Raw genomic sequence first — 23,860 nt, forward strand, 5'->3', positions numbered from 1 at the left:
AATCTGTTCCTCGTCGGCAAACACCGATGGAGGCTTCGCCTAGTCCGGTCTATGGCGCCGCACTGCTAATGCGGTTTGGGTTCATCCCCATCCCGGGTTCAAATCCCGGAGCCTCCGCTCGACGAACAGCCCGTCTGGTCCCACCAGGCGGGCTGTTTCGCGCCCATCGTCGTGACCTTTCCGTGATCGCGCGGCGACCCCGGGTCACGACTCAGGCCACGATGTCCGATATAAGGCTCATATCCGAAGCCCTCGCCCGGACCCGCGCACATCCGCCATCACAGCGAACACCGCCGCGACTTCGCGCCGGCCGATCACACCCGCCATACCCCCCGTCCGCCGACATGCCCGAAAGGCCCAATTCAGCCGGCAGCGAACACAACCAAGCCACACTCACGCGCCGCGCCACCCATCCGCACGACCCAAGCCCCCACCACGCGTCGCCCCCCTCGCCCACACTCACCCGTTCGGCTGCGGATCCCCCACCAACCGAACCCGATTGCTCACGAAATGCCCTGTTCACACCACCACCGGACAATGGATTTCACCCCGAGCGGGGGACCATGTATTGTTGACCTCGGTCAAGCCGACCAAGCGCTCGTAGCTCAACGGATAGAGCATCTGACTACGGATCAGAAGGTTGCAGGTTCGAATCCTGCCGAGCGCACAGCAGATCAAAGGCCCTCTCCGGGAAACCGGAGAGGGCCTTTTCCGTGGTCGGTACAGCATCGAGACAACGGCCCCGCGTCGGTGACGAACCGGACGACGGGGCCGTATCCGTCACCAGCAGGCGTAACCTGACGATGACTCACATCACAGGCAGGGTACCGCCCCCGCCCTACGTCACACCGCACCGCCCACGGGGGCGAACCCGCACGCACGGGTAGGGGACACAGTGGCTGACGACCACGCGCACGAGATCGGCCGGCGCATCCGCGACCGGAGAACCCGACAGGGCATGACCCGCGTTGCCGTCGCGGCGGCTTGCGGCAAAAGTGCCGAATGGCTGAAGTCGATCGAAATCGGGAAGCGCAGCACACCGTTGCCGATGCTGCTTCGTCTCGCCGAGGTACTGCACGTGGCGGATCTGACCGAGTTGGTCGGCCGCCAGGTGCGCACCATGGATTACACCCGCCCCGGACACGAAACGCTCGACAAGGTGCGCCGCGCACTCATGGCGTACCCACTCGGCGCTGCCACCGAAGAGCCGCCGACGCTCGACCGGGTAAGGGCCCAACTCGACAGCGCATGGCGGACCTGGCACACATCGACGCAGCAGCGGACCGAGATCGGCCGGGCCCTTCCGGGGCTCATGCACGAGGCCGAGCGAGCGGCCGAGACCTACGACGGAGAGGAACGGCGGACCGCACAGGCGCTGTTGTCCGAGGTCTACCACTTGGCGCAGGCGTATCTGGCATGGCAGGCCGAGCCGCGGCTGGTCTGGCTCGTCGCGGATCGAGCGATGGCGGCGGCCCGCGCATCGGACGACCCACTGGCCCTTGCCGGTTCCGCCTTCTACCTCGCCCATCTCATCCGTGCCTGCGACCGGGGAGAGGATGCGCAGACCTTGGTGCTCCGTGCCCTCGAACTGTTGCGCCCACAACTCGACGATGCGGCGAATCGGCTGTTGCCGATGTACGGGCACTTGTGGCTGTGTGCCGCACTGACCGCAGCACGGGAGCGCCAAGAGGGCGAAGCGCGCCGCTACTTCGACAAGGCTGCCGCAGTGGTGCCGCAGTTGCCGGACGGATACTCGCATCCGTGGCACGGCTTCGGTCACGCGATCGTCGACCTCTACGACGTCATGATCGACGTGGAACTCGGGCAAGCCGGTGAGGCGCAACGCAAGGCCGACCGACTGGACCCGCTCTCGATCCCCAGCGTCGAACGGCGGGCCCGGCACTGGATCGAGCTGGCTCGGGGTGCCCATCACCGTGGCGACCAACTCGCGGCGGCAAGCCTGCTCGATCGGTCTTGGCGCACCAGTTCGGAGACGCTCACCTACTCTCCCATCGGCCGGACGCTGGTCTCCGGCTTGGTCGACCACGGCGGGGCGACCGTGCGTGAGGACGCTCTTCGGCTGGCCGACCGGATCGGCCTGATCGCCGCGTAGCGAAGCGGGTACACAAAGCGACCGGGGACAATCCGTCCCCGGTCGCCGCATTTTCGGCCTGATGCTACCCACACGGACATTGCCGGGCGTCGAGTGCCGCATCACGTCGCTTTCGCCCGAGTCGTGCCGACCCGTTCGGGCCCGGGCCGTGGCTCGGCGAACAACATCTCGGAAAGGGGCTCGTCGTGAGCAAGCCATTCACGTCGTTCGGCCACGTCACGACATCGGCGCCCGCCGCGCCGCAGGCGGTGCTCATCGTCGTGTCGCGGTCGTTGCCGGCCGTTGCGGAGGCGGCGGGGGTTGCGCGGCGTCTCGTGTGGGAGGTGGGTGACGGGGTCGGGATCGGGGATGGGCGGCGGGGCGATGTCGGGTTGATGGTTACCGAGTTGGTGAGCGAAGCGCTCTTCGCGGCCGAGGCCACCTCGTACGTCCTGGACGTTACGGGCGCTACCGACGAGGGGCGGCCCGTGCTGGCCGTGGTGTTTCGCGAGGTCGGGGTCACCCACTTGCCTCGTCGGCGGCTCGAACTCGGTCGCGGTCTCGCCGTGGTCGCCTCGCTCGCCGACGGCTGGGCGCATCACGAGTGTGGGTGGTTCACGCCGAAGCGTGGGCCGACGTCGTGGTTCATCGTCGGCGACGTCTCCCCCGAGCGCGCCCGCCTGCTGGACGACCGTCGACTCCTCCACCTGCGCGGCCTGGAGAACACCCACCGCGTCACCCGCCACGACATCGGCGGCCCCCTGCGCCACATCGACTGGGGCTGCGACTGGTAACGCGTCGAGGCCCACGCGCCCGGTCGGCGGTGGGGCGTCGTCGAGGGTGTCGGGCGCGGATCGGCCCAATGTCACGTGCCCGCTGCGACCTTTACCGTCAGGGACAGGATCGAGTCGAGGGACGGGGCGAAGGCCAGGGCGCGGATCTCGGCGACCAAGGCCCTGGCGTCGCGGCGCCGGCCGCCGAGGAGTTCGCAGGTTTCCAGATCGAATTGGTAGTCCGTCACCTCGGCCGCCGGGTGCCGCTCGCAGGCCCAGCTGCCGCCGAGACCGCCCAGGCCGTCGAGTACCGCCTCCGGGCGCAGCCGTCGGGCCCGGCACAACTCGTCGATGCCGCCGACCGGGCCACTCGCGCCGGAGGCGGCCAAGCGGGCGGCGATCACCGCGTTGCCGGCCGCGACCCCCTCGGCCACCCCGACGGTACCACCCCGACCGACCGGGCCGCCCGCGAACTCCCCCGCGATGCCCACCGCGTCCCGGATCCGGCGACGGTCGAGCGTCATCAGCCGGGCCGCCGCCAGCGCGGCGCCGAGCATCCCGATCGAGGGCGAGCCGTCCCGGTCGGCCAGCCGGCACGCCATCTCGTGCCCGGCGACCACCGCCACCAACACCTCGTCGCCGCGCGCCTTGACCTCCTGGCCCACCGCGAGCGCCACCGGCAGCACCACGGCCATCGCGCCGGCCGGGGTGTCGGCGGGCGCGGGGCCCGCCGCACCGATCAGCATCCCGTTCGCGAGCGCGGCGGCGGGCGCGGCGAGCCGGCCGGCGGCATGGCCGATCAGTTCCGCCTCGGGCGGGCCGCCGATGCCGACCGCGACGTGTACGGCCGGGTCGACGACGCCCACCCGGGCCGCGCCGACCCCGCCCGCGATCGCCGTCAGGATCCGCCGACCCGTCGCCCGCCGTACCGTGACCGGAATATGACGCATCGTCAATTCTGTGGCCCAATCGGCGAATTCGCCCGATATCGCCATGGAATCCCTCCGCGTGCCTCGACTGCCCGACGACGTGGTGTGAAAGGACGGCGCAATGTCCCATTGTGACCGCCCCGGTGACGTCGCGTCAGCCCCCAATCACGTCGGGCACGCGGCACTCCACAAACGCGCGACACACGACACACGGCACACGGCGTAGGCGAACCCCGCCCGAGCCCCGACTCAGCGCACCACGCCCGCCGTCCGCGCCGCCGTCAGCCACTGCGGGAACTCGGAGAGGATGCGCTCGTACAACTCGACGTCGGAGATCCGGTCGATGTCGTCCACCTGGAAGAACCCGGCGTTGTCCACCAGCCGCCCCGGCATCGTGTCGATCCGCTCCAGGATCCCGTAGTCGGACCGGCCGAGACCGACGAACTGCCAGAAGATCGGCAACCCGGCGGCGTCCGTCAACAACCGCTGGATCTGCTTGCTCCGGTTGACCCCGCCGTCCGAGAAGAACAGCACCAGCACCGGCGCGCCCGGCTCACGCCGGTAACGCGCGATGATGTCCTCGATCACCGCCGGCTCGTTGTTGCCCCCGTACACCCCGGCCAGCGGGTCCGGCGAACGTTGCGACCCGTCCGGCAGCGGCGGCGACTGCGGGCGGCGGCCACCGCCGTCGATGTAGACGTTGTCCGCGATCCAGCGCGGCAGTTCCGGGATCCGCACCGGGTCGAGCGGCGCGTACTCGTCGGCGAAGATCCACGCGTCCAACTCGCCGTCGTCGTCGAGCCGAGCCGCGATCGGTGCCATGCGCTCCACCAGGCGCCCCACCGCGCCCCCGGCGTACTGCGCGCGCATCGAGCCGGAGCGGTCGAGCACGATCGCCACCCGGGCCCGCACCCCGTGCAGGCCCTTCTTCTCCAGGCAGATCCGCACCGCCTCCTTGCGCAGCGAGATCCGCGCGCCCACCTCCGGCGGCAGCCCGGCCAGTTGCGGGTCGTCCGACGGCGCGGGCAGCCGCATGGTCGGCTCGTCGCTGTACGGCGGCGGCGCCCACCCGGGCGTGACACCCAACGGCGGACCGCCCACCGGCACCACCGGCAGCGTCCCGACGGGCACCGCGGCCCCGACCGGCGCCCCGGCGGCCTCCGCGACCTGGTCCTCCTCGCCCACGTCCACGCCGTAGTCGCTCGCGAGCCCGGCCAGCCCGCTGTCGTACCCCTGCCCGATCGCGCGCAACTTCCACGCGCCCTGCCGCCGGTACAACTCGCCGAGCACCATCACCGTCTCGGCCCCGCCCGCCCGCACCTCGAAGGTCGCCGCGACCGCGCCCGCGGCGTCCAGCGCCACCAGCGACAACCCACCCACGCCGGCGAACGTGCCCTCATGCACGGAGGCGGCCAGCACCACCCGCTCCACATCGGCGGGCAGCGCACCGGGATCGACCCGAACACTCTCGCCCTCAGCGTCCGAACCGACGTGGCGCACCGCGCCGTCCGCGCCGGTGGGCTGGTTGTAGAACACGAAGTCCGCGTCCGTACGCACCTTGCCGTGCGATCCGAGCAGCAGCGCCGAGGCGTCCACACTCGGCGCGTCCGCCGCACGGCGGATCACCAGGGTCAACGGACCCGCGGGAACCGGGATGTTCGCCCCGGCGATCAGAGTCGTCATGGTCGCCAGTGTGGCCCGAACGGGCGGCCTCCCGCAGAGGTGTCCGCACCGCCCGGAAGGTGGACGTGATCGGCATCACGAGTGATCGGCCGGCACATCGTGAATGATTTTCCCCATCAGGTGGGAACCAAGCGGTTATGGGCAACAACGGTCATCATCCGGGCGGCCATCGCGCGGACCCCGGCGAGTGGAGCGACGCCGAGCACGAGCGTGCCCGGCTGCTGGTCGAGCGCGCGGCCTCGATCGCCCGCCGCCTGGAGTCGCTGTGCGCCGCCGAGGCGGCCGCGAGGCAGCGCGGCCCGGGCCGCGCCTGACGGTGCCGCCCGGGCCGACTGTCGGACCACCGGGGCCTGTTCGAGACCGGCCCGGGGCCCTCGCGACGTTCCGTCCCCTCCACGGCACGCCGTAGTGCTGCCGGTGCCGTGGTGACCGAACCGGAAACATGTTCCCCATGACGGCCGCGGGCGGCCGTCTTCCCACAACGACCGGAGGCGACCGCATCTCCCGGTGTACACACAGGAGATGCGGCCGCCCCCGACCGTCTTCGCGCTCTTCACTCGACCGCCGTGCACCGCGTCGCGACCGACACACGGCGTACGCCGAACCGTTCGGGACCCACGGCCCCGGGTGGTTCTAGCGCAGGACCAGCTTCTGGCCCGGGAGGATCAGGTCGGGGTTGGTGCCGACCACGCCCTGGTTCTTCGCGTACAGCGACTGCCAGCCACCGCTCACGTTGTTCGCCGCGGCGATCGCGCTGAGGGTGTCACCGGTCTTGACGACGTAGGTGCCCTCGGTCGCCGTGGTGGTGGTCTCGACCTTGGCGGTCGTCGGCTCCGACTTGGTGACCGGAGCGGACTTCTTCGGCGTCTCGCTCTGCGGCGCGACGGCCTTCTTCGGCGTGGTCTTCGAAGTCGTGCTCTTCGGAGTCGACGCCTTCGAGGAGGTGGTGCTGCCCGAGTCGGACGGGCTGCCGCCGCCGCGGGTCAGACCGGCCTTCTTCGAGCACACCGGCCAGGCGCCCGGGCCCTGGGACTTGAGCACGTTCTCGGCGACCCGGATCTGCTCGGCCTTCGAGGCGCCCTGCGGGCTGCCCGTACCGCCGTTGGCGCGCCACGTGCTCTGCGTGAACTGCAGGCCGCCGTAGTAGCCGTTGCCGGTGTTGATGGACCAGTTGCCACCGCTCTCGCACTCGGCGACCTTGTCCCAGGTGGACGTCGTGGCAGCGCCGGCCGAGGTCGCGGTCGCGAGCCCGACGAGCGGGGTGGCGGCGACGACGCCGACGATGGTCGCGGTGCGCAGGCGGCGCTGGGTACGGCCCATGCCGCGGTGCGTGTTGGTGCGACCGAAAGCGTTGCGGAGAGACATACATTCCTCTCGGAATTCCCCTGGGGCGGATGGACCGGCGCGATCCTTGCGGATCACCCCTGCCCGGAACCGAACGTTCACGCCGGAGACGTGATGTCCGATGCCGCAACCCCGCGGCCCTCCCAGACCGCGAGTTCCGCCATGCCGTGCCGGCGGGAACCCAGGAGGTGCGATTTGCACATCGCCAGGACCATAAACAGGTGATCCGGCCCTTATCAACCCGCTCTTGCATTTACGCAGGTCAGGATAGGTACCGGAAATGCCGAGAGCACCGCTCGGGAGCCTCTTCCGGGCCGGATTCGCGTTTACCGGGCCGCAAACCTGGGAACCTTTTGCCCGTTTTGACCACCAGCTCTACACGCTACGCATTCATGCTGTGACACAGTGTCGAATTATCACCGGATGCGATCGAACGATCACGCACCCGAGCGGCCCGGAGGCGGTATTTCGCCGGATCCTTAAGCACCTTTATGTCCGACTTACACGTGTGGAGTGAGCGGCATCACAAATCCGACCGTGGCAGTCGGTGGGCACAGCGGGTATAACCGGCCGGCAGTCGACCGGGACACCCTTTCCAACCTGCGCATATGTACGCTGCGAGAGCGTTCCACCACCGGCCGGAAAAGTATGCCGAATGCGATCCAGGCCACATCGAAAGTTGTGACCCGCGCCACTTTCACCCGTACGAGGGGCTATTTGCGCCCCTTTCGAAGGACGCCGACACGGAAGACATCCTTCCGGAAGCCGAGGCCCGGGGAAAGGCCCGGTGTTATCACGATCCGGGCCGTCGGGAAAGCGGATTCCCTCGCGCCGAAAGTCGCGCCGGGCGCGCCCCTTTATATAGGGGTGCACCACTCGTGCTCCACCGTGCTCCGCCGTGCTCCACGGCGATCCGGCGCGCCCCGGCGCGGAAGGGTCACCGCCGGCGCCGTGGTCGGGGCGCCGTCAGGATCCGGGCTTCCACTGGGTGGCGTCGACGGTGAAGGTACGCAGGCCGTGTCCGGCCTCGGCGTCCCGGACTCCGGTGAGCCACACCAGCACCAGGGTCTGCCGAGCGGTCTCGACGCAGAACCCCACCTTGCCCGACGCGACACTCGAATTGAGCACGGTCAGCGGCACCGAACTGGGCAACGCCGCGGTGCGGGCGGCGGCCCGGCATTCCGCGGCGGTCGCGTCGGGGCGGCTGACCAGGCCCGCGACGGCTTGGGGGTCCAGGAACCGCAGCTCGGCCGTGATCGAACGGTCGGCGTCGGTACCCGAATCGGTATGGCACGCCACGTACTTGAGCGTGGTCGTCGGCAGCAGATCCCGGTCCTCGGCGTCCGGCCGGCGGGGCGTGACCGCGAGCTTCTCCAGGTCGATCAGTGTGGCGAAACCTCCCTTGCAGACGTCGTCTTCGAGGAAGGAGGCCGCAGGAATCGTGGGGGCCTCGATCACCATGGTGACCTTCGAACGGATCCGCTTCAGACCGGTGGTGGGGTCGGTGCCGGAGCCGTCGGCCGACCCGGAGTCCTTGCCGCCGTCTCCGTCACCGTCCCCGTCCAGCAGTGGCGGTACGACCAGGACGGCGGCCACGACCACGGCCACCGCCGCGACCGCGACCATTGCGATGCGGGCCCATGGGCGGCGGCGGGTGGCGCCGTCGGGGTGCGGGTGGGCGGGCAGGGGCGGGGGTGGCGGGCCGGCGAAGCCGACGGGGCCCGCCGGGGCGACGGGGCCGGCCGGGCCGACACCGGCGGCGCCGGCCGCGTACGGACCCGGGCCCACCATGGGCGGTCGTACCGGTGGCGCCGGCGACGTCGACGGTTGCGGCGGGACCCACGGCGGGCCGGCCGGCTTCGGCGGCGGTGGGATCGCCGCGCCGGCCGGCACCGCCCGGTCCGCGGCGGCCGGCGACGGGGCCGCCTCACGCTCGGCGATCTCCCGGACGACGCCCGCCGGCAGCCAGTTCGCGCCCCGCACGAGGACGGCCACGTCGGCACCGCGCCGACAACCTTCGATCACGTCCGCGAGCGAGGGCCGGTCGGCGGGCTCCTTCGCGAGGCACGCCGCGAACAGCTCGCGCAACACCGCCGGGCTCGCGCTCAGGTCCGGGGCCTGGCCGACGATCCGGTACATCAGCGCCTGGGCGTGGCCCTGCCCGAAGGGGTGGTCCCCGGTCGCGGCATAGTGCCCGACCAGCGCGAGCGAGAACACGTCGCTCGCGAACCCCACCGGCTTTCCCGACACCTGCTCCGGCGACATGTACGCGGGTGTGCCGACCATCACGTCGGAGCCGGTGAGCGCGGTGGTGTCCGCCGCCCGGGCGATGCCGAAGTCGATCACGCGCGGCCCGCCGGCGGCCAACAGCACGTTGGACGGCTTGAGATCGCGGTGGATCACGCCGGCCGCGTGTACCGCCTCCAGCGCCTCCGCCACACCGGCGACCAGCAGCAGCACCGACTCGACGGGCAGCGGCCCGTGTACCCGAACCGCCTCGGACAGCGGCGGGCCCGCGACATACGCGCCCGCGAGCCACGGCAGCGGGCCGTCGGTGTTGCTGTCCAGGACCGGCGCCGTGTACGGCCCGTGCACGCGCCGTGCGGCCTGTACCTCGCGCTCGAACCGCCTGCGGAACTCCGCGTCCCGGGCCAGTTCGGGCCGGACGACCTTGAGCGCGACCGGTTGCCCGCCCCGCGTATGCGACAGGTAGACACTGCCCATGCCGCCCTGCCCGAGCCTGCCGCGCAGCACATATCCGGCGACGTCGCGAGGGTCGTCGGGTAGCAACGGATCGATCATGCGCGTTCCCCGTTCAGTCCGCCCGAACCCGGGCCTGCCCCGGCCCCGATGCGACCGCGTGCCGTCGGCGACGGAACCGGATCCATGATCCCGAAGCCGATCGAGGGAGTCCCATGCGACCCCGGTGTCACGGTGCGATGAAATGATCGCCTGCCGAGGGCACTTCCGGGTTCCGGACCCGGAGAGAGCGCCCCCGACGAATCGTGCGTCGCCGACGCGCGGAAACTCTGGAGCCTACGGGGGAACGGGGCATGTGGGGTCGGGGCACGGTGCTGGGCGACCGCTACACGCTGGCCGAGCGGCTGGGCGGTGGTGCCATGGGCGAGGTGTGGCGCGCCGACGACGGCGTGCTGGAACGGCCGGTCGCGGTCAAGATCCTGCTGCCCGCGCTGCTCGAGGACGCCAGGTTCGCCGAGCGGTTCCGACGTGAGGCCAAGGTCTTGGCGGCACTCGACCACCCGGGCATCGTCGACGTACACGACTACGGCGAGAGCGGATCGGAGCCGCGCGTCGCCTACATCGTGATGGAACTCGTCGACGGCCTGCCGCTGGACGCGGTGTCGGCCGCCGCCGGCGCCGCGACCATGCCCGCCGACCGGGCGCTCGGCATCGTCGCCCAGGCCCTGGACGCGCTGCACGCGGCCCATCGGCGCGACATCGTGCACCGCGACGTCAAGCCGTCGAACCTGATGATCGGCGCCGACGACCGAGTGACCGTCACCGACTTCGGCATCGCCCACTCCACGACGGCGGGCACCAGGCTCACCGCGTCGCACTCGGTGCTCGGCACGGCCCGCTACATCGCCCCCGAACAGGCCCGGGGCCAAGGAGCGGTGCCCGCGTCCGACCAGTACGCGATCGGCGTGGTCTGCTACGAACTGCTGACCGGCGAGCCGCTGTTCACGGGCGACGCGGTATTCGAGGTGGTACTCCGGCACATCCGCGAGCCCGCGCCCGAACTCCCGGCCGAATTCCCCGAGCCGGTCCGCGCCTTCGTGGCGAGGGCACTGGCGAAGGAACCGGAGGATCGATTCCCCGACGCGGCCCACATGGCAACGGCGGCCCGCGAGGCGCTGGCGAGCACGTCGACCCCGGCGCCGGCGCCGGCCGCCGCCGTACTCACCACCGACGACACGCCCGGAACCACCGGAAAACAACCGGGTTCGCCGCCCGTGTCGATCGAGAAGCCATCGGGCACGCCCCCTACGCCCTCCGAGGAGCCGTCGGTTCCGACCTCGGAGCCCGACGCCGCGCAGCCGGATCCGGCTGCGACACCCGCCTCCACCGACGAGACGCCCACTCCGTCGAAGTCCGTACCGCCCACGCCACCCGGTACCGCCGACCACACCCCCGCCCCCGCCGAGACACCGCCCCCGACGCCCGCCGGCGAGGCCGGCCCACCCGCCGCACCGCCCGGGTCATCGGCCCCCCGAGCCTGGAAGCGGCATGGCCTGGCCGCCGTACTCCTGGTACTCGGCGTGATCGCCGGCGTCATCGTCACCGTCCTGTACCTCAAACCCTCGCAGGCCCAGGCGGACCGAACCCCCAACGCAGCCGACGCAAAAACCTTCCCGGCCGAAATCCACACGTCCGCAGGCACGTCCGCCGATCCCGTCGCGGGCTCACCCACCCCCTCGAACCCCACCCCCGCTGCCCCGAGCGGCAACCCCACCGGCAGCCGACCACCGAACGGCGCACCCCTCCCCGAAACCGGCGGCGCCCCCAACACGTCCACCTCCAACGGCGCGGGCGGCTCCCCGGGAGGCGGAGCCGGAAGCGGCGGCGGAGGCAGCAGCGCGGGCACCGGCACCAAGCCCAAGCCCACCACCCCCGCCGCGCCCCCGGCCCAATCCGCCCCCCAGGGCTGCGGCGGCGCCAACTGGGGCGCCATCACCAGCGTCGCCGACGGCCTCCAAATCGGCCTCGCCGCCGACGGCCCCACCGCCGGCAAGGAGGTGATCATGGGCGGCCACACCCGATACGGCTGGGTGCACTCGACCTCGACCTGGGACTCCTTCAACACCTGCAGCCTGAGCGGCCCGGCCCTCGGCCAGCCGTACGGCAACGTCGACCGCGCCGAACTCGCCATCGGCTTCGGCTACTCCACCAACTGGCGCCTGGTCACCGCCCCGACATCGGGCGCGGTCTACATCAAGGACTTCGGCGGCCAGACCTGCCTCACCAACAACGGCAACGGCAAGCCGCTGTCGGTGGTCACCTGCACCCCCGGCAGCCCTTCCCAACAGTGGCGAGTCCCCTGAGGCGTGTCTTCAAGGCGTCGTGCTCCGCGACGCGCACGCGAAACGCTGAACAGCGGCCACGACCAAGTGCGCGGCGGGCAACGATCTTCCCTTCCCTTCCACTCTCTGCCAACCATCCATTGAAAACAAGGCTGCAATTTTTGCCATCAAACCCGGACACTCGTCCCCGGGCGGAGCTCTGCTCCGCTTTCCGACGGGAGGATGCTCATGTCAGAAATCCGGGATCCGCATGGCAGCCTGCAACGCACGCTGTGGATCGGCGGCGCACAGTGGTCCGGCAAGACCACGGTGGCACAAGCCATCGCCAAGGGGCATGGCCTGACGGTGTATCACTACGACTACCACGACGCCCGCAGCCACCAGGATCGCCGGATCGCGCGCCGAGTCGCCCTGGGCGAGCCCGTAGGAAATCCCACCCCCGACCACGTCTGGGTGGAACAGAGCCCGGAGAAGATGGCCTCCGAAACGCTGGCCGACTTCCCGGTCCGCTTCGAGTGGGCGTTGGACGACCTACGCGCACTGTTCACGGGCCGACCGGCGATCGCCGAGGGATGGGGACTGCGACCGGAGCTCGTCGCGCCGCTGCTCGACTCACTCCGACGAATGGTCGTCCTCGTCCCCACCGAAGACTTCCGTCGCCACCAACTCCGCACCCTTCCGCGCGCAGGAACCCTCGACGTCCCTGTCACCAACCAGGCTCGCGCCCAAGCCAACCGCGTCGCCCGCGACCGGCTGATCGCCGAGGACGTGGTACAGAACGCGCGCCGCCTCGGCATCCGCGTCATCGAAATAGATGGCACGCTCGACGCAACGGCGGTGGCTGCAGAGGTGGCCGACCACTTCGCCCCCTACTTCGGTGCGGCGACCGCCGCGTAAACGCCCGGCGCAAGCGGGCTTCCGCTCTTGATCCCCAGGACAGGAACCCCCTTGCCGCTACCAACGCATGACCACCCCCCTGGCGGCGCGGGCGAGGAGGCTTCGCGTCGAGGGCGGCAAGCCGATGCGATTCCAGGAGAAGATGATGCAAAGCGCGAGGATGTTCCGCATGCCTCGGTCGACGGTTCCCTCGGGCGCCAACGTCTGAAGCAAGCGCCCAGGTCATGCTCGGCCATTCCACGTACGCCTTCACCGCAGACGTCCACGCGAGCCTCTTCGAGGAGGTCGCAGCCGCGCCGGCCCAAGCCGCCGAGCAGTTCGTCCCGCGTGCCAACGAGAAAACCGCCGGGCACACCTCGGGTACACCGTAGGTCCCGAGACACGCGCCGGCGGTCTCTCATCTCCGCATTACCGCGGTTCAGCGGAGGACGTGGGATTCGAACCCACGAGCAGAGTCACCCCTGCTAGCAGTTTTCAAGACTGCCGCCATCGGCCACTAGGCGAGTCCTCCAGTGCCGCGACCCTGGTCGGGTGCGGGCGGCATCAGTCTCTCATGAGCGATGCGTGGGATCACTGGGGATTCCGGGCCGACACGTTCGGAGGCGGCGGGTCAGTTGTCGCCTACGCGTTGGCCCAGGGTGACCTCGGTGGTGGCCTCCTTGCCGTCGCGCTGGTAGGTGACCTTGACCTTGTCGCCCGGGCGGTGGCTCCAGATCTCGCTGAACAGGTCCTCGTAGGAGCCGATCGCGCGGTTGTTGAGCCTGGTGATCACGTCGCCGGCCTTCAGGCCCGCCTTGGCGGCGGGGCCGTTGGCGGTGACCGGGTCCTGGCCGTTGGGGCTCTGGGCGACGATCTGCGCGCCGGTGCCGGTGTAGCGCGAGTCGGGCAGGATGCCCATCTGCGCGTAGACCGGCTTGTTGCCCTGGATCAGGGTGTCGGCGACCCACCGGGCCTGGTTGATCGGGATGGCGAAGCCGAGGCCGATGCTGCCGGACTCCTGCTGCTGGCCGAACGGGGACTGGCCGCCGCCACCGGTGGAGCGGATCGCCGAGTTGATCCCGATCACCTCGCCGGCCGCGTTCAGCAGCGGGCCGCCGGAGTTGCCGGGGTTGATCGCCGCGTCGGTCTGGATCGCGTTCATGTAGGAGACCTTCTGCTGGTCCCCGGAGGCCACCGGGCGGTCCTTGGCGCTCACGATGCCCGTGGTCACCGTGTTGGACAGGGTGAACGGCGCGCCGATCGCGATCACCGGGTCGCCGACCGCGACCTTGTCGTTGTCGCCGAGCGGCAGTGGTTGCACGCTCGCCGGCATGTCGTCGACCTTGATCACGGCGAGGTCGTAACCCTCGGCCCGGCCGACGATCCTGGCCGGCTTGGTGGTGCCGTCGGAGAAGGTCACCGACAGCTCGCCCCCGGCGGCGGCCAGCGACACCACGTGGTTGTTGGTGAGGATGTGGCCCTGCTTGTCGTAGACGAAGCCGGCCCCGGTGCCGGTCTCGGTGCCCTGCCCGGACACCTTGCCCTTGGTCTTGATCGTCACCGTGCTGGGGACCGCCTGCTTGGCGATGCCCGCCACGCTCGTGGGCGAGCGGTTCAGCGAAGCCGGGTCCACCGGCGACGAGGACGGGCTCACGCCGGCCGAGGACGGCTTGTCGTCGCGATCCACGATCCACGCGCCCACGCCGCCGCCGACCCCGCCGGCGAGCAGCGCGGCCACCACGGCCGCGACCAGGATCCCCGAGGGGCGGCGCTTCGGCTTGGGCGGCGCGCCGAAGCCCGGGTAGCCCGGGTAGCCGGGATAGGCACCGCCCGTCCCGAACGGCGGAGCACCCGCACCACCCGCACCCGACCCGGCCGCGAACGCCGCCGGCACCTCGGCGCCCGGCTCACCCGTCGGCGGCAGTTGCGCGGTCGGCGGCCCGACCGGCGTCGGCGGCACCGCCTCATCCTGCGGCTGCCCCACGGTGGGCGCCTGCACCGGCTTGGCCGGCACCTCGGCCCGGAACTCCGGCTCCGCCGACACGTCGGACCGCCCCTCCGGGTGAGCCGGCTGCGGTGTGGCGGGAGACGATCCGTGGGCCTCCCCCGGCACCGGTGAACCGACTTCGCCGGTCACGTCGCGATCGTCACTCACGGTCTTCCTCCCACACACTTCGGAATAGTTGTTGGTGACAGACTTCCCGACACGCTGTCTGAACACCGTAAGCGCCGACGGCCCGGGCCGCCCACGCCCCTTATCCCGGGGTTATCCACGCAGGTCGGACCGCCCGTACCGGAACGGAAACAGCGCGGAAACCGGCGGAAATTCCACCGCCCGCGGCGTGCCGGAGAGCGATTCTCAGCCCCGGGGAAGCCGATCCGCGACCCGCGCCACCGCCCGACATCCCGGCGTCACCCCACGCTCACCTCGGGATGGCACGATTGTGGCGTGTCCACCACCGGAGCGCGCCCACTGCGCGCCAACGTGCAGGTCGTCGCCCACCGAGGCGCCTCCGACACCGTCCCCGAGCACACGCTCGCGGCCTATCTCCAGGCCATCGAGGACGGCGCCGACGCACTCGAATGCGACATCCGACTGACCGCCGACGGCCACCTGGTCTGCGTCCACGACCGCAAGGTCGACCGCACCTCCAACGGCCGCGGCATCGTCTCGACGCTGGAGCTCGCGGAGTTGTCCGCGCTCGACTTCGGCTCCTGGAAGGAATCCGGCCGGGAATCCGGCGTCGACCGCGAGCACCCGGACGAGCCGGAGGCACCCGACTGGGACCGCACCTCCGTACTCACCCTGGAACGCCTGCTCGAACTCGTGGTCGACGCACCGCGCACGGTGCGCCTGGCGATCGAGACCAAACACCCCACCCGGTACGCGGGCCTGGTCGAGCGCCGCCTGGTCGACCTGCTGGAGCGGTTCGGCCTGGCCGAGCCGGCCGACGAGGACCCGTCGCTGATCCGGGTGATGAGCTTCTCCCAGCTGTCCCTGCGCCGGATGCGGCTGATGGCGCCCTCGCTGCCCACCGTGTTCCTGATGGAGCACGTCCCGCTGCTCTACCGCGACGGCACGCTGCCCCGCGAGGTGCGGATCGCCGGCCCCAGCATCGACATCGTCCGGGCCCATCCGCGCTACGTCGCCCGCCTGCACCGGGCCGGGCACCGGGTGCACGTGTGGACCGTGGACACCCCCGAGGACGTCGAGCTGTGCCTGCGACTCGGCGTGGATGCCATCATCACGAATCGGCCACGACAGGTCCTGGCCCAAGTGTCCGGTTAGCCCCCATTGGGGGGCGTACGCTGGAGCCTTTCGCGGCGTTATATCCGACTTGGCGGGATCGCATACCCCTATACGCCCCTGAGCGAGTCGGAGCGCGTGGCGCGCCGCCGTTTCCCGTCCTCCGGCATCGGGCATCTCAAGCCCGACGCGCGCGAGATGTGCGCGAGGCAGGCGTGTGCACGAAGGAGGCCGGGGGTGGCAATGGTCGTGGCCCGTGGGGTGCCCGATTCCGCGGCGGTGTTGGTACCGCACGCTCCGGTCGGGGTGTCCGCGGCTCGGCACCGTCTCGCCACCGACCTCGACGACCGCGGCATCGCCCGGGGCGTCGTGGACGACGCGGTGCTGATCCTCTCCGAATTGTTGAGCAACGCGCTGCGGCACGCTCGCGCGCTGCCCTCCGGCAACGTCCGCGCCGCGTGGTGGGTGCGCCCCGACGGCCTCCTCGCCATCGAGGTCACCGACGGCGGCAGCTCGACCCGCCCGCGCCAGGCCAGTCCGTCCCTGAGCGCGCACGGCGGCCGAGGATTGTCGATCATCGGCACCCTCGCCGCCGACTGGGGCGTGCGCGGCACCCCCGACGAGGTCACCGTGTGGGCGCTGGTCCCGATCGAGTCGAGCGCCGCCGACCGCCTGTGGGACGAATTCGACCTGGACGCGGTGGACCCCCTCGACTGACTCGCCCGGCCGGCCCGCCCCCGACCGTCCCGACCACCCACCCCCGTCGGCCGCGTGTTCGAGCGTCACCCCATGCCCGCGGAACTCAGTACCCTCGGATCCGGTGAGTCGTCGACCACCATCCCCCCGACACCGAGGCGGAGAGACCGCAGCATGGGCAAGAAGGCCGCGCTGAAGGGCCACACCGGCAACAAGACCCAGACCGCAGCCGCCACGGGATCCGTCCCGGCCGTCGGCGGTCGCGAACCCTGCCCGTGCAATTCGGGCCGCCGGTACAAGGCGTGTCACGGGCGCGAGGCGGCCTCCGCCGCCGAGACGCTCGTCCTGCGTCCCTTCCAGGGACTGCCGAACGAGTGCGACTGGATCGCGCTGCGCGAGCTGGTCCCGGCCGCGACCGCACAGCTCAAGCTCACCGGCGAGCACGCCGAGCAGACCGTCACGCTTGCGACCGTGCTGCCGATGGCCTGGCCCGCGCTGCGGCGCGCCGACGGCACCATCCTGGTCGGCCTGCAGACGCACACCAGTTCGGGCGACGTCTCCCGGGACCTGGCGCACGCGCTGGAGCGCGCGCTCGCGCAGGAGGACGGCACGTCGGTGGCCCCCGGCCCGCTGCCCGAGTCGGGCGACCGCCTCCAGGACCTGCTCGACCTGTCCCACCCGCTGGAGATCACCGTCCACCAGGGCTTCGATTTCTGGGTGGACGACCCGACCGCGATGAACGCCGAGGTGAGCGCGTCGCTGGAGCGGGCGAACGCCGCGGCGATGCCGACCGTACGGCTGACCTCGGTCGACGCCGCGTACTGGTGCGGCACCACCGAGAAGAACCACCTGCGCTGGGTGATGCCACACGCGGAGGAGGAACTGCTCGACGCGATCGCCCGGCTGCACGCGGCCGGCGAGTCGAGCCTGGGCGAGGGCACCCGCTTCGTCGGCTCGTTCCGCGCGCACGGGCTGCTCGTCCCGGTGTGGGACCTGCCGACCTCGATGTCCGCCGAGGACGTGGAGAAGCCGGCCCGCGAGTTCGGCGAGCGTCTGGCCGCAGCGATGGCCGACACCAGCCCGCTGACGCCGCGTCAGCGCAGCGCCCGCAACGGTCTGCTGAACCGCCAGATCACCCTGAACTGACCCGAGGCAAACCCCTACCCGAGCACCCGGATCGACCCCGATCCGGGTGCTCGGGCACATCCGCGCCCACCACGCCGAACTCGGTTGGGGGCTCAGCCGGATTCCGCGACTCGGGGCACCAGCGACGGCGAACCCACGACCGTGCCCTTCCCCCCGGCCCCTTCGCCCTTCACCGCGGCAGCCTCCGCCTTCGTCCCGGACGACGCCCCGCCGTCCTCCGACCGTGCCTCCACGACCGCCCCCGGCAGCTCGACCACGACCGTCAGGCCCGCCCCCGGCGCGGTCTCGATCCGCACCTCGCCCCGGTTGGCGGCCACGCCCGCCCACACGATGGCCATGCCGAGACCACTGCCCGTGGCGGCGCCGGCGCCGCCCGCCGTACCGTTCGCACCGTGCTCCCGCGCGGCCCGGAAGAAGCGGTCGAAGATGCGCTCGGCGTCCTGCGGCCGCATCCCCGGCCCCTCGTCGCGCACCCGCAACACGACCCGCCGCTCCCCGCCGTCGCCCTTGCCCTCGCCCTCGCCCTCGGACACCGACACGTGCACGGCCGCGGACACCGGCGTATGCGTGCGCACGTTGGCCAGCAGATTGCCGACGATCTGGCGCAGCGTCGTCTCGTCGGCAAGCGCCACACACACCTCGGGTGTGTCCACGTGCACCGGCCGGTCCGGCTGCTGCGCGCTCAGGTCGGCGACCGCGTCGCGCACCACGCCCACCAGGTCGATCGGCCGCGACAACAACCGCGGACGCTGGTCCAGCCGGGCCAGCGCCAGCAGTTCGTCCACCAGCCGGGCCATGCGCTCGGCCTCGGCCGCCATCCGGCCCAGGGCCCGGGTGCGCTCCTCCTCCGACGCCAGCATGCCCTTCTCGTACAGCTGCAGGTAGCCGCGAATCGCCGCCAGCGGCGTACGCAGCTCGTGGGACGCGTCGGCCACGAACCGCTTGAGGTGCGACGCCGCGTGCTCGCGGATCTCGAACGCCGACTCGACCTGCTGCAACATCGCGTTCAACGCGGTCCGCAGCTGCTCGACCTCGCTGAACGAACGTTTGCGCGTACCCACACGCGCGGAAAGGTCGGGCCGGTCCGGGCCACCCTCGGCGATGCCCGACGCGGTTTCGACCATGTCCTCCAGGGGTCGCAGCCGCCACCGGGCACCGAAGTACATGAACGCGCCCAGCAGCACCAACAGGGCGCCTCCGGCCAACAGTTCGAAGTGGACCACCTTGTCCACCACACCGTCGACGTCCTCGGTCGAGCGGGCCAGCAGGATGTAGTGGCCGTCGCCGAGGCGGGCCGAGACGACCCGGTAGTGCTCACCCGCGAGCGAGATGGCACGCGGTTTGTCGTGCCACGCCGGGGCGCCCGGATCCCGGACCACCGCCGCCAGGGCCCGCTGCATGGCGTCGGGCATGCGGTCGCCGACCGGCAGGGCCACGCCCCGCTCGTCCACCAGCGCGAACGTCTTGCCGTCGAGACCGGCCGACATCAGCACCTCACGCAGACTCGCGGTCGAGGCGAGTACGGACAATTGCGCGGTGTTCAGACCGGTGCGCTCGATGCCGGTCCGGCCTGCGGTCAGGTCCTCGTCGACGCGGGACTCCAGGTAGTGCCGAATGCCCATCATGCTGAACCAGATCAGCAGCGCCAGCCCGATCGCGAGCACCGCGATGCTGCTCAGCGCCAGGTGCGCCCGCATGGCGACGATGTGCGGACGCTGCCGGGCCCGGCGCAGGAACCCCCGCCCCCGCGAACCCGGCGGCACGATCTCGTTGCAGCTCTCTTTCCCGCGCCCGCCGCTCATGCCCCGCGGTCCGCCGTCCGGCGCAGCCCGTACCCCACACCCCGCCGCGTGGTGATCAGCGGCGGCCCGTCCGGCACGAGCGGGTCGAGCTTGCGGCGCAGGTAGGAGATGTACGTCTCCACCACCGTCGACTCCACCATGTGCTCGTACCGCCACACCTCGCGCAGCAGTTGCTCCTTCGGCACGATCCGGTCGCCGTGCCGGATCAGGTGGCGCAGCAGCGCGAACTCGGTCGGGGTCAGCTCCACGCCGCGCCCGCCCCGGCGTGCGGTGTACGTCGCCTCGTCCAACTCCAGGTCGCCGTGCCGCAGTACGGGCGGCGGGGGCGGCGGCGTGCTCTCGTCCGGCGTCGGCCGGGTGCGCCGCAGCACCGCACGCGTGCGGGCGACCAGCTCGTCGACGTTGAACGGCTTGGTGATGTAGTCGTCGCCGCCGAGGGTGAGCCCCTTGACCACGTCGGCGGGCGAGTCCCGGGCGGTGAGGAACACGACCGCGATCTCCGGTCGTTCGGCGCGCAACACGCGGCACACCTGGCGTCCGTCGCCGTCGGGGAGCGAAATGTCGAGGAGCACGACGTCGGGCCGCGCCGTCCGGGCCGCGGCCAGCGCCGCGTGCACACCGTCGGCCGTGACCACCTCGAACCCGTGGAAGCGCAGGGTGATCGCCAGGACGTCGGCGATGCTCGGCTCGTCCTCGACGACCAGGACCGTGGCGCCCGCGCGCGGCTGACTGCTGCTCATGTGCCCAGTATCCGGGGGAAGTTTGCGGAACCCCATGGGACAGCTTGAGAGCTTCCTGTGAGTCGACCGTGCGCCCGCCGGGCGACCCATCGCGCCGAACCAGTCTGGGCCCAGGACGCACGACCGGGCCGCGAGGCCCGCACGAGGAAGGAATCGAGCATGGCCGCCTGGGCGCGATGGTGTCTCAAACATCGGTGGACGGTGCTGCTGCTGTGGGCGGCCGCGCTGTTCGGAACGGTCGCGGCGAGCGCAGCCGCGGGCAGCGCGTACTCCAACGTGTTCAAGATCCCCGGGACCGAGTCCTCGACCGCGTACGAGCGCCTGCAGAAGGCCTTCCCCGACGCCTCCGGCGATGTGGACAACGTGGTGTGGCAGACCGAGCGGGGCAGCGTGCACGACGCCGCGGTCCGCGACCGGATGACCGCGCTGCTCGCCGACATCGCGCGGATGCCCGACGTCGGCCGGGTGGTCGGCCCGTACGACGCGGAGGGCGCCGGCCAGGTCAGCAAGGACGGCCGGATCGCGTTCGCCCAGGTCACCTTCGTCAAGCAGCAGTTCGAGCTGGAGACCGGAAATCTCAAGGACCTGATCGACCGCGCCGAGGCGGCTCGGGCGCCCGGACTGCGCGTCGAACTCGGCGGACCCGCGATCGAGGCCGCTCAGGAACCGCCGGCCGGACTCGCCGAGACGGTGGGTGTGGTCGCGGCGGGCGTCATCCTCTTCCTCGCCTTCGGATCCCTGTTCGCAATGCTGCTCCCGCTGATCAGCGGGGTGTTCGCGGTCGGTACCGGGATCGCGTCGGTGATCCTGCTCAGCCACGTCACCGACATTCCCGAGACCGCGACGCTCCTTGGCAGCCTGATCGGGCTCGGCGTGGGCATCGACTACGCCCTGTTCATCGTGACGCGGCATCGCAACGGCCTCAAGGCGGGGCTCACGCCCGAGGAGGCGGCGGTGCGCGCGCTGGACACCTCCGGCCGGGCCGTGGTGTTCGCCGGCGGCACGGTGTGCGTCGCGCTGCTCGCGCTGTTCACCGTCGACATCACCCTGTTCGACGGCATCGCGATCAGCACCACGCTCGTCGTGGTGCTCACCGTGCTCGCCTCCTCCACCCTGCTGCCCGCGCTGCTCGGCCTGCTCGGCCCGCGTGTGCTCAGCCGCCGCGAACGCCGGCAGTTGGCCGCGCGGTCCGCGGCCGGCGCCGCCCTGCCGGGCGAGGAGGTCGGGCGCACCGCGGCGCGCTGGGCCCGCCTGGTGCAGCGTCGCCCCCGCACCCTGGGTCTGGTCGCGCTGGTGGTCATGGGGCTGCTGGCGATCCCGGCCCTGTCGCTCCGGCTCGGCGCCAACGACCAGGGCAATCAGCCCACTTCCCAGACCGTGCGACAGGCCTACGACATGCTCGCCGAGGGCTTCGGTCCGGGCTTCAACGGCCCGCTGCTGATGGTCGCCGAGCTGCACGGTCCGCAGGACCGGCAGGCGCTGGACACGCTGATCGCCGACGTCCGCCGCACCCCCGGCGTGGTGCGTGTGGTCGAGGCGCCGGTGCCCGCCGACGCCGGCGGCCTCGCCGCCGAGACCCGGGCCATTCAGGTCGTGCCGTCGACCTCGCCGCAGGCCGAGGCCACCGACAAGCTGATCGACACCCTGCGCGACCGCACCGTGCCCACCGCCGCCGAGGGCAGCACGCTGAAGGTGCACATCGGTGGCGAGACCGCGTTGCAGAAGGACTTCGCCGCCGTGGTCGGCGACCGTATGCCGGGGTTCATCGCCCTGATCGTGGGGCTGGGCGCGCTGCTGATGCTGATCGCCTTCCGCAGCGTGCTGGTACCGCTGACCGGCGCGCTGATGAACCTGATCGCCGCGTGCGCGTCGTTCGGCCTGCTGGTCGCGATCTTCCAGTGGGGCTGGGGGATGGACCTGCTCGGGCTGGGCAAGGAGGGGCCGATCATCTCCTTCCTGCCGGTCATCATGCTGCCGCTGCTGTTCGGGCTGTCGATGGACTACCAGGTCTTCCTGGTCAGCCGGATGCACGAGGAGTGGCTGCACACCGGCGACAACGCCCGGGCGGTACGCGTGGGTCAGGCCGGCACCGGGCGGGTGATCAACTCGGCCGCGCTCATCATGATCTTCGTGTTCTCCTCGTTCGTGCTCAGCGGCGACCGCGGCGCGATGATGGCCGGGCTCGGCTTGGCGGGCGCGGTCGCGCTGGACGCGTTCATCCTGCGCATGTTGCTCGTCCCCGCCCTGATGCATCTCCTCGGCCGCGCCAACTGGTGGTTGCCCGGATGGCTCGACCGGGTGTTGCCGCACGTGGCGGTGGACCCGCCCGAGCGGCCCGTCGGCGACTCGCCGGGCACCAAGGAGGACCCGCGCGAAGAGATGGTTCCGGCCGGTCGATAGCGGACCGGATCCGGCCGGCGTGCCCGTGTCGGCGCCGGACCGAAAATCACCCGCACGCCCGGCAATCGGGCGTGCGGGCTCGGTCACGACCGGCCGAGGAGGGCCCCGGATTGGAGATCCGCCGGCTTGTTGTTACCTTTGAAGCAGCTCGGTCGCTGATGCATCCCCCGTCTTCAGCGGCCGGGCCCTTCGATTTTCCGGGCCTTTTCCGCTTTCGCGCCGCGCGCTTTCCGCATCGACCGACCGGAATTTTTTCCACGTTCCCCGGTGAATTCTCCGCATTCGTCGGTCACTGCCCCGGTCGTATTCGGCGTGCCGCCGGACCGGCGTGTCGCGGTGCCGCGGGTCAGCGTTGAGCGGTCGCCGACCCCGCACGGAGCAGCTTGTTCAGGCCGTCCTTGGAGGCCAACTCGGCCACCGCGGACCAGCCGTCGAGGCTCTTGGCGGTGCGCACGCGCGGGCTGTCGCAGCGACCCTCGGTGTCCTTGGGCTCGACCGTGCAGGTCACCCGCAGCGTCGTGCCGCCGGGCTGGAGCACGCTCATCACCAACAACAGCGGGTCGGGCGTGGGGTTTCGGTAGTAGACCCGGCCCCAGGCCTCCGAGCCGTCGCGCTCGACACAGGTCTGCGCACGGACGCCCTTGGGACCGTCGATCGCCTTGCCGCACACGCTCTCCGTGCCGGCGGCCGGCGAAGTGGCCGCGGGTGTACCGGACTTGGCGGCGGGCTTGCCGCCGAGCAACTCCAGCAGTCCGGCCGAGCCGGAACGGTCGCCCTCGGCGACACCGTTGCCGAAGTCGGCGGCCTTGTTCGCGCTCGGGCGGGTGCTCGGTCCCGAGTCGGCGGTGTGGCGGCCCTTGTCCGAGCCCACCGAGTCCGCAGAGGCGGCGGCGAGCGGGACGACGAGGCACAGGCCCACGACCGCGCCCAGGGCCACGGTGCGGACGTGACCGGTGCGTGGGCGCTGCATGGTGTCTCCTAGCGCGCGAAGCCCCCTTCCACATCCGGCCCGACGAGCGGGACTTCGGTGCGGAACGGGGCCGGAATGATCGGCGCGCCGAGCCTATCGCGCCGCCACGACGTGCAGCGA

The 23,860-nt window shown here is 71.3% G+C and carries 18 protein-coding genes and 3 tRNA genes; 12 read left to right on the forward strand and 9 right to left on the reverse strand.

All coding sequences use genetic code 11. The features are described 5' to 3' along the window. Positions 1–28: 28 nt before the first annotated feature. From ACFXKZ_RS24990 to ACFXKZ_RS25005, 4 genes are all read left to right on the forward strand, one after another. Positions 29–117, forward strand: a tRNA-Ser gene (locus ACFXKZ_RS24990). Positions 118–594: 477 nt separating this feature from the next. Next, positions 595–667, forward strand: a tRNA-Arg gene (locus tag ACFXKZ_RS24995). Between the two features lie 228 nt (positions 668–895). Beyond that, positions 896–2,113, forward strand: coding sequence for a helix-turn-helix domain-containing protein (locus ACFXKZ_RS25000; protein WP_380003213.1), 1,218 nt, complete (start codon positions 896–898; stop codon positions 2,111–2,113). A gap of 185 nt (positions 2,114–2,298) precedes the next feature. Next, entirely contained in the window at positions 2,299–2,886 is a 588-nt protein-coding gene (locus ACFXKZ_RS25005) for a hypothetical protein (RefSeq protein ID WP_380003214.1), read from the forward strand. 71 nt (positions 2,887–2,957) lie between these two features. Here ACFXKZ_RS25005 and ACFXKZ_RS25010 read toward each other — a convergent pair whose 3' ends face one another. Both ACFXKZ_RS25010 and ACFXKZ_RS25015 read right to left on the reverse strand, forming a co-directional pair. Further along, positions 2,958–3,860, reverse strand: coding sequence for an MmgE/PrpD family protein (locus ACFXKZ_RS25010; protein WP_380003215.1), 903 nt, complete (start codon positions 3,858–3,860; stop codon positions 2,958–2,960). Between the two features lie 183 nt (positions 3,861–4,043). Further along, complete coding sequence (locus ACFXKZ_RS25015; protein WP_380003216.1) at positions 4,044–5,477, reverse strand: VWA domain-containing protein; 1,434 nt, start codon at positions 5,475–5,477, stop codon at positions 4,044–4,046. 137 nt (positions 5,478–5,614) lie between these two features. On the opposite strand from ACFXKZ_RS25015, the gene ACFXKZ_RS25020 reads away from it, so the two are divergent. Then, positions 5,615–5,791, forward strand: coding sequence for a hypothetical protein (locus ACFXKZ_RS25020; RefSeq protein WP_380003217.1), 177 nt, complete (start codon positions 5,615–5,617; stop codon positions 5,789–5,791). A 319-nt stretch (positions 5,792–6,110) separates the two neighbouring features. On the opposite strand, the gene ACFXKZ_RS25025 is transcribed toward ACFXKZ_RS25020, so the two are convergent. Together ACFXKZ_RS25025 and ACFXKZ_RS25030 are read right to left on the reverse strand one after the other, a co-directional pair. Then, on the reverse strand, positions 6,111–6,842 hold the full coding sequence (locus ACFXKZ_RS25025) for a transglycosylase family protein (RefSeq protein WP_380003218.1): 732 nt from the start codon (positions 6,840–6,842) through the stop codon (positions 6,111–6,113). Between the two features lie 945 nt (positions 6,843–7,787). After that, entirely contained in the window at positions 7,788–9,623 is a 1,836-nt protein-coding gene (locus ACFXKZ_RS25030) for a protein kinase (RefSeq protein WP_380003219.1), read from the reverse strand. 251 nt (positions 9,624–9,874) lie between these two features. Here ACFXKZ_RS25030 and ACFXKZ_RS25035 point away from each other — a divergent pair, with 251 nt between their 5' ends. The 3 genes from ACFXKZ_RS25035 to ACFXKZ_RS25045 all read left to right on the forward strand — a co-directional run bounded on the left by ACFXKZ_RS25035 (position 9,875) and on the right by ACFXKZ_RS25045 (position 13,131). Continuing rightward, positions 9,875–11,884, forward strand: coding sequence for a protein kinase (locus ACFXKZ_RS25035; RefSeq protein WP_380003220.1), 2,010 nt, complete (start codon positions 9,875–9,877; stop codon positions 11,882–11,884). 207 nt (positions 11,885–12,091) lie between these two features. After that, positions 12,092–12,760, forward strand: a complete 669-nt coding sequence (locus ACFXKZ_RS25040) for a hypothetical protein (protein WP_380003221.1) — start codon at positions 12,092–12,094, stop codon at positions 12,758–12,760. 224 nt (positions 12,761–12,984) lie between these two features. Then, positions 12,985–13,131, forward strand: a complete 147-nt coding sequence (locus tag ACFXKZ_RS25045; protein ID WP_380003222.1) for a hypothetical protein — start codon at positions 12,985–12,987, stop codon at positions 13,129–13,131. 51 nt (positions 13,132–13,182) lie between these two features. Here ACFXKZ_RS25045 and ACFXKZ_RS25050 read toward each other — a convergent pair. After that, positions 13,183–13,271 (reverse strand) — tRNA-Ser (locus tag ACFXKZ_RS25050). Between the two features lie 99 nt (positions 13,272–13,370). Beyond that, positions 13,371–14,894, reverse strand: coding sequence for a S1C family serine protease (locus ACFXKZ_RS25055; RefSeq protein WP_380003223.1), 1,524 nt, complete (start codon positions 14,892–14,894; stop codon positions 13,371–13,373). Between the two features lie 294 nt (positions 14,895–15,188). Here ACFXKZ_RS25055 and ACFXKZ_RS25060 point away from each other — a divergent pair, with 294 nt between their 5' ends. From ACFXKZ_RS25060 to ACFXKZ_RS25070, 3 genes are all read left to right on the forward strand, one after another. After that, on the forward strand, positions 15,189–16,028 hold the full coding sequence (locus ACFXKZ_RS25060) for a glycerophosphodiester phosphodiesterase (protein ID WP_380003224.1): 840 nt from the start codon (positions 15,189–15,191) through the stop codon (positions 16,026–16,028). A 201-nt stretch (positions 16,029–16,229) separates the two neighbouring features. Beyond that, positions 16,230–16,703: an ATP-binding protein gene (locus ACFXKZ_RS25065; protein WP_078976390.1), complete on the forward strand. Its 474-nt coding sequence runs from the start codon at positions 16,230–16,232 to the stop codon at positions 16,701–16,703. Positions 16,704–16,856: 153 nt separating this feature from the next. Continuing rightward, the gene (locus ACFXKZ_RS25070; RefSeq protein WP_380003225.1) at positions 16,857–17,828 is read left to right on the forward strand and encodes a DUF5926 family protein; all 972 of its coding nucleotides are present in this window, start codon (positions 16,857–16,859) and stop codon (positions 17,826–17,828) included. Positions 17,829–17,920: 92 nt separating this feature from the next. Here the strand turns inward: ACFXKZ_RS25070 and ACFXKZ_RS25075 are convergent, their stop codons facing one another. Then, positions 17,921–19,630: a sensor histidine kinase gene (locus ACFXKZ_RS25075; protein ID WP_380003226.1), complete on the reverse strand. Its 1,710-nt coding sequence runs from the start codon at positions 19,628–19,630 to the stop codon at positions 17,921–17,923. Next, positions 19,627–20,370, reverse strand: a complete 744-nt coding sequence (locus tag ACFXKZ_RS25080; RefSeq protein WP_380003227.1) for a response regulator transcription factor — start codon at positions 20,368–20,370, stop codon at positions 19,627–19,629. Before ACFXKZ_RS25080 ends, ACFXKZ_RS25075 begins: the two co-directional genes overlap by 4 nt. 159 nt (positions 20,371–20,529) lie before the next feature. On the opposite strand from ACFXKZ_RS25080, the gene ACFXKZ_RS25085 reads away from it, so the two are divergent. Next, complete coding sequence (locus tag ACFXKZ_RS25085; protein ID WP_380003228.1) at positions 20,530–22,770, forward strand: MMPL family transporter; 2,241 nt, start codon at positions 20,530–20,532, stop codon at positions 22,768–22,770. A gap of 346 nt (positions 22,771–23,116) precedes the next feature. Here the strand turns inward: ACFXKZ_RS25085 and ACFXKZ_RS25090 are convergent, their stop codons facing one another. After that, the gene (locus tag ACFXKZ_RS25090; RefSeq protein ID WP_380003229.1) at positions 23,117–23,740 is read right to left on the reverse strand and encodes a hypothetical protein; all 624 of its coding nucleotides are present in this window, start codon (positions 23,738–23,740) and stop codon (positions 23,117–23,119) included. Between the last annotated feature and the right edge of the window lie 120 nt (positions 23,741–23,860).

This window comes from Embleya sp. NPDC059237 (assembly GCF_042754105.1).
Classification (GTDB): Bacteria; Actinomycetota; Actinomycetes; order Streptomycetales; family Streptomycetaceae; genus Embleya.

Excerpts from the sequence above, each read along its gene's own strand:
- ACFXKZ_RS25040 (WP_380003221.1), top strand. The coding sequence starts at position 12,092 with ATGTCAGAAATCCGGGATCCGCATGGCAGCCTGCAACGCACGCTGTGG.
- ACFXKZ_RS25085 (WP_380003228.1), top strand. The coding sequence starts at position 20,530 with ATGGCCGCCTGGGCGCGATGGTGTCTCAAACATCGGTGGACGGTGCTG.
- ACFXKZ_RS25065 (WP_078976390.1), top strand. The coding sequence starts at position 16,230 with ATGGTCGTGGCCCGTGGGGTGCCCGATTCCGCGGCGGTGTTGGTACCG.
- ACFXKZ_RS25010 (WP_380003215.1), bottom strand. The coding sequence starts at position 3,860 with ATGGCGATATCGGGCGAATTCGCCGATTGGGCCACAGAATTGACGATG.
- ACFXKZ_RS25090 (WP_380003229.1), bottom strand. The coding sequence starts at position 23,740 with ATGCAGCGCCCACGCACCGGTCACGTCCGCACCGTGGCCCTGGGCGCG.
- ACFXKZ_RS25035 (WP_380003220.1), top strand. The coding sequence starts at position 9,875 with ATGTGGGGTCGGGGCACGGTGCTGGGCGACCGCTACACGCTGGCCGAG.
- ACFXKZ_RS25080 (WP_380003227.1), bottom strand. The coding sequence starts at position 20,370 with ATGAGCAGCAGTCAGCCGCGCGCGGGCGCCACGGTCCTGGTCGTCGAG.
- ACFXKZ_RS25045 (WP_380003222.1), top strand. The coding sequence starts at position 12,985 with ATGCTCGGCCATTCCACGTACGCCTTCACCGCAGACGTCCACGCGAGC.
- ACFXKZ_RS25030 (WP_380003219.1), bottom strand. The coding sequence starts at position 9,623 with ATGATCGATCCGTTGCTACCCGACGACCCTCGCGACGTCGCCGGATAT.
- ACFXKZ_RS25075 (WP_380003226.1), bottom strand. The coding sequence starts at position 19,630 with ATGAGCGGCGGGCGCGGGAAAGAGAGCTGCAACGAGATCGTGCCGCCG.
- ACFXKZ_RS25025 (WP_380003218.1), bottom strand. The coding sequence starts at position 6,842 with ATGTCTCTCCGCAACGCTTTCGGTCGCACCAACACGCACCGCGGCATG.
- ACFXKZ_RS25015 (WP_380003216.1), bottom strand. The coding sequence starts at position 5,477 with ATGACGACTCTGATCGCCGGGGCGAACATCCCGGTTCCCGCGGGTCCG.
- ACFXKZ_RS25020 (WP_380003217.1), top strand. The coding sequence starts at position 5,615 with ATGGGCAACAACGGTCATCATCCGGGCGGCCATCGCGCGGACCCCGGC.
- ACFXKZ_RS25070 (WP_380003225.1), top strand. The coding sequence starts at position 16,857 with ATGGGCAAGAAGGCCGCGCTGAAGGGCCACACCGGCAACAAGACCCAG.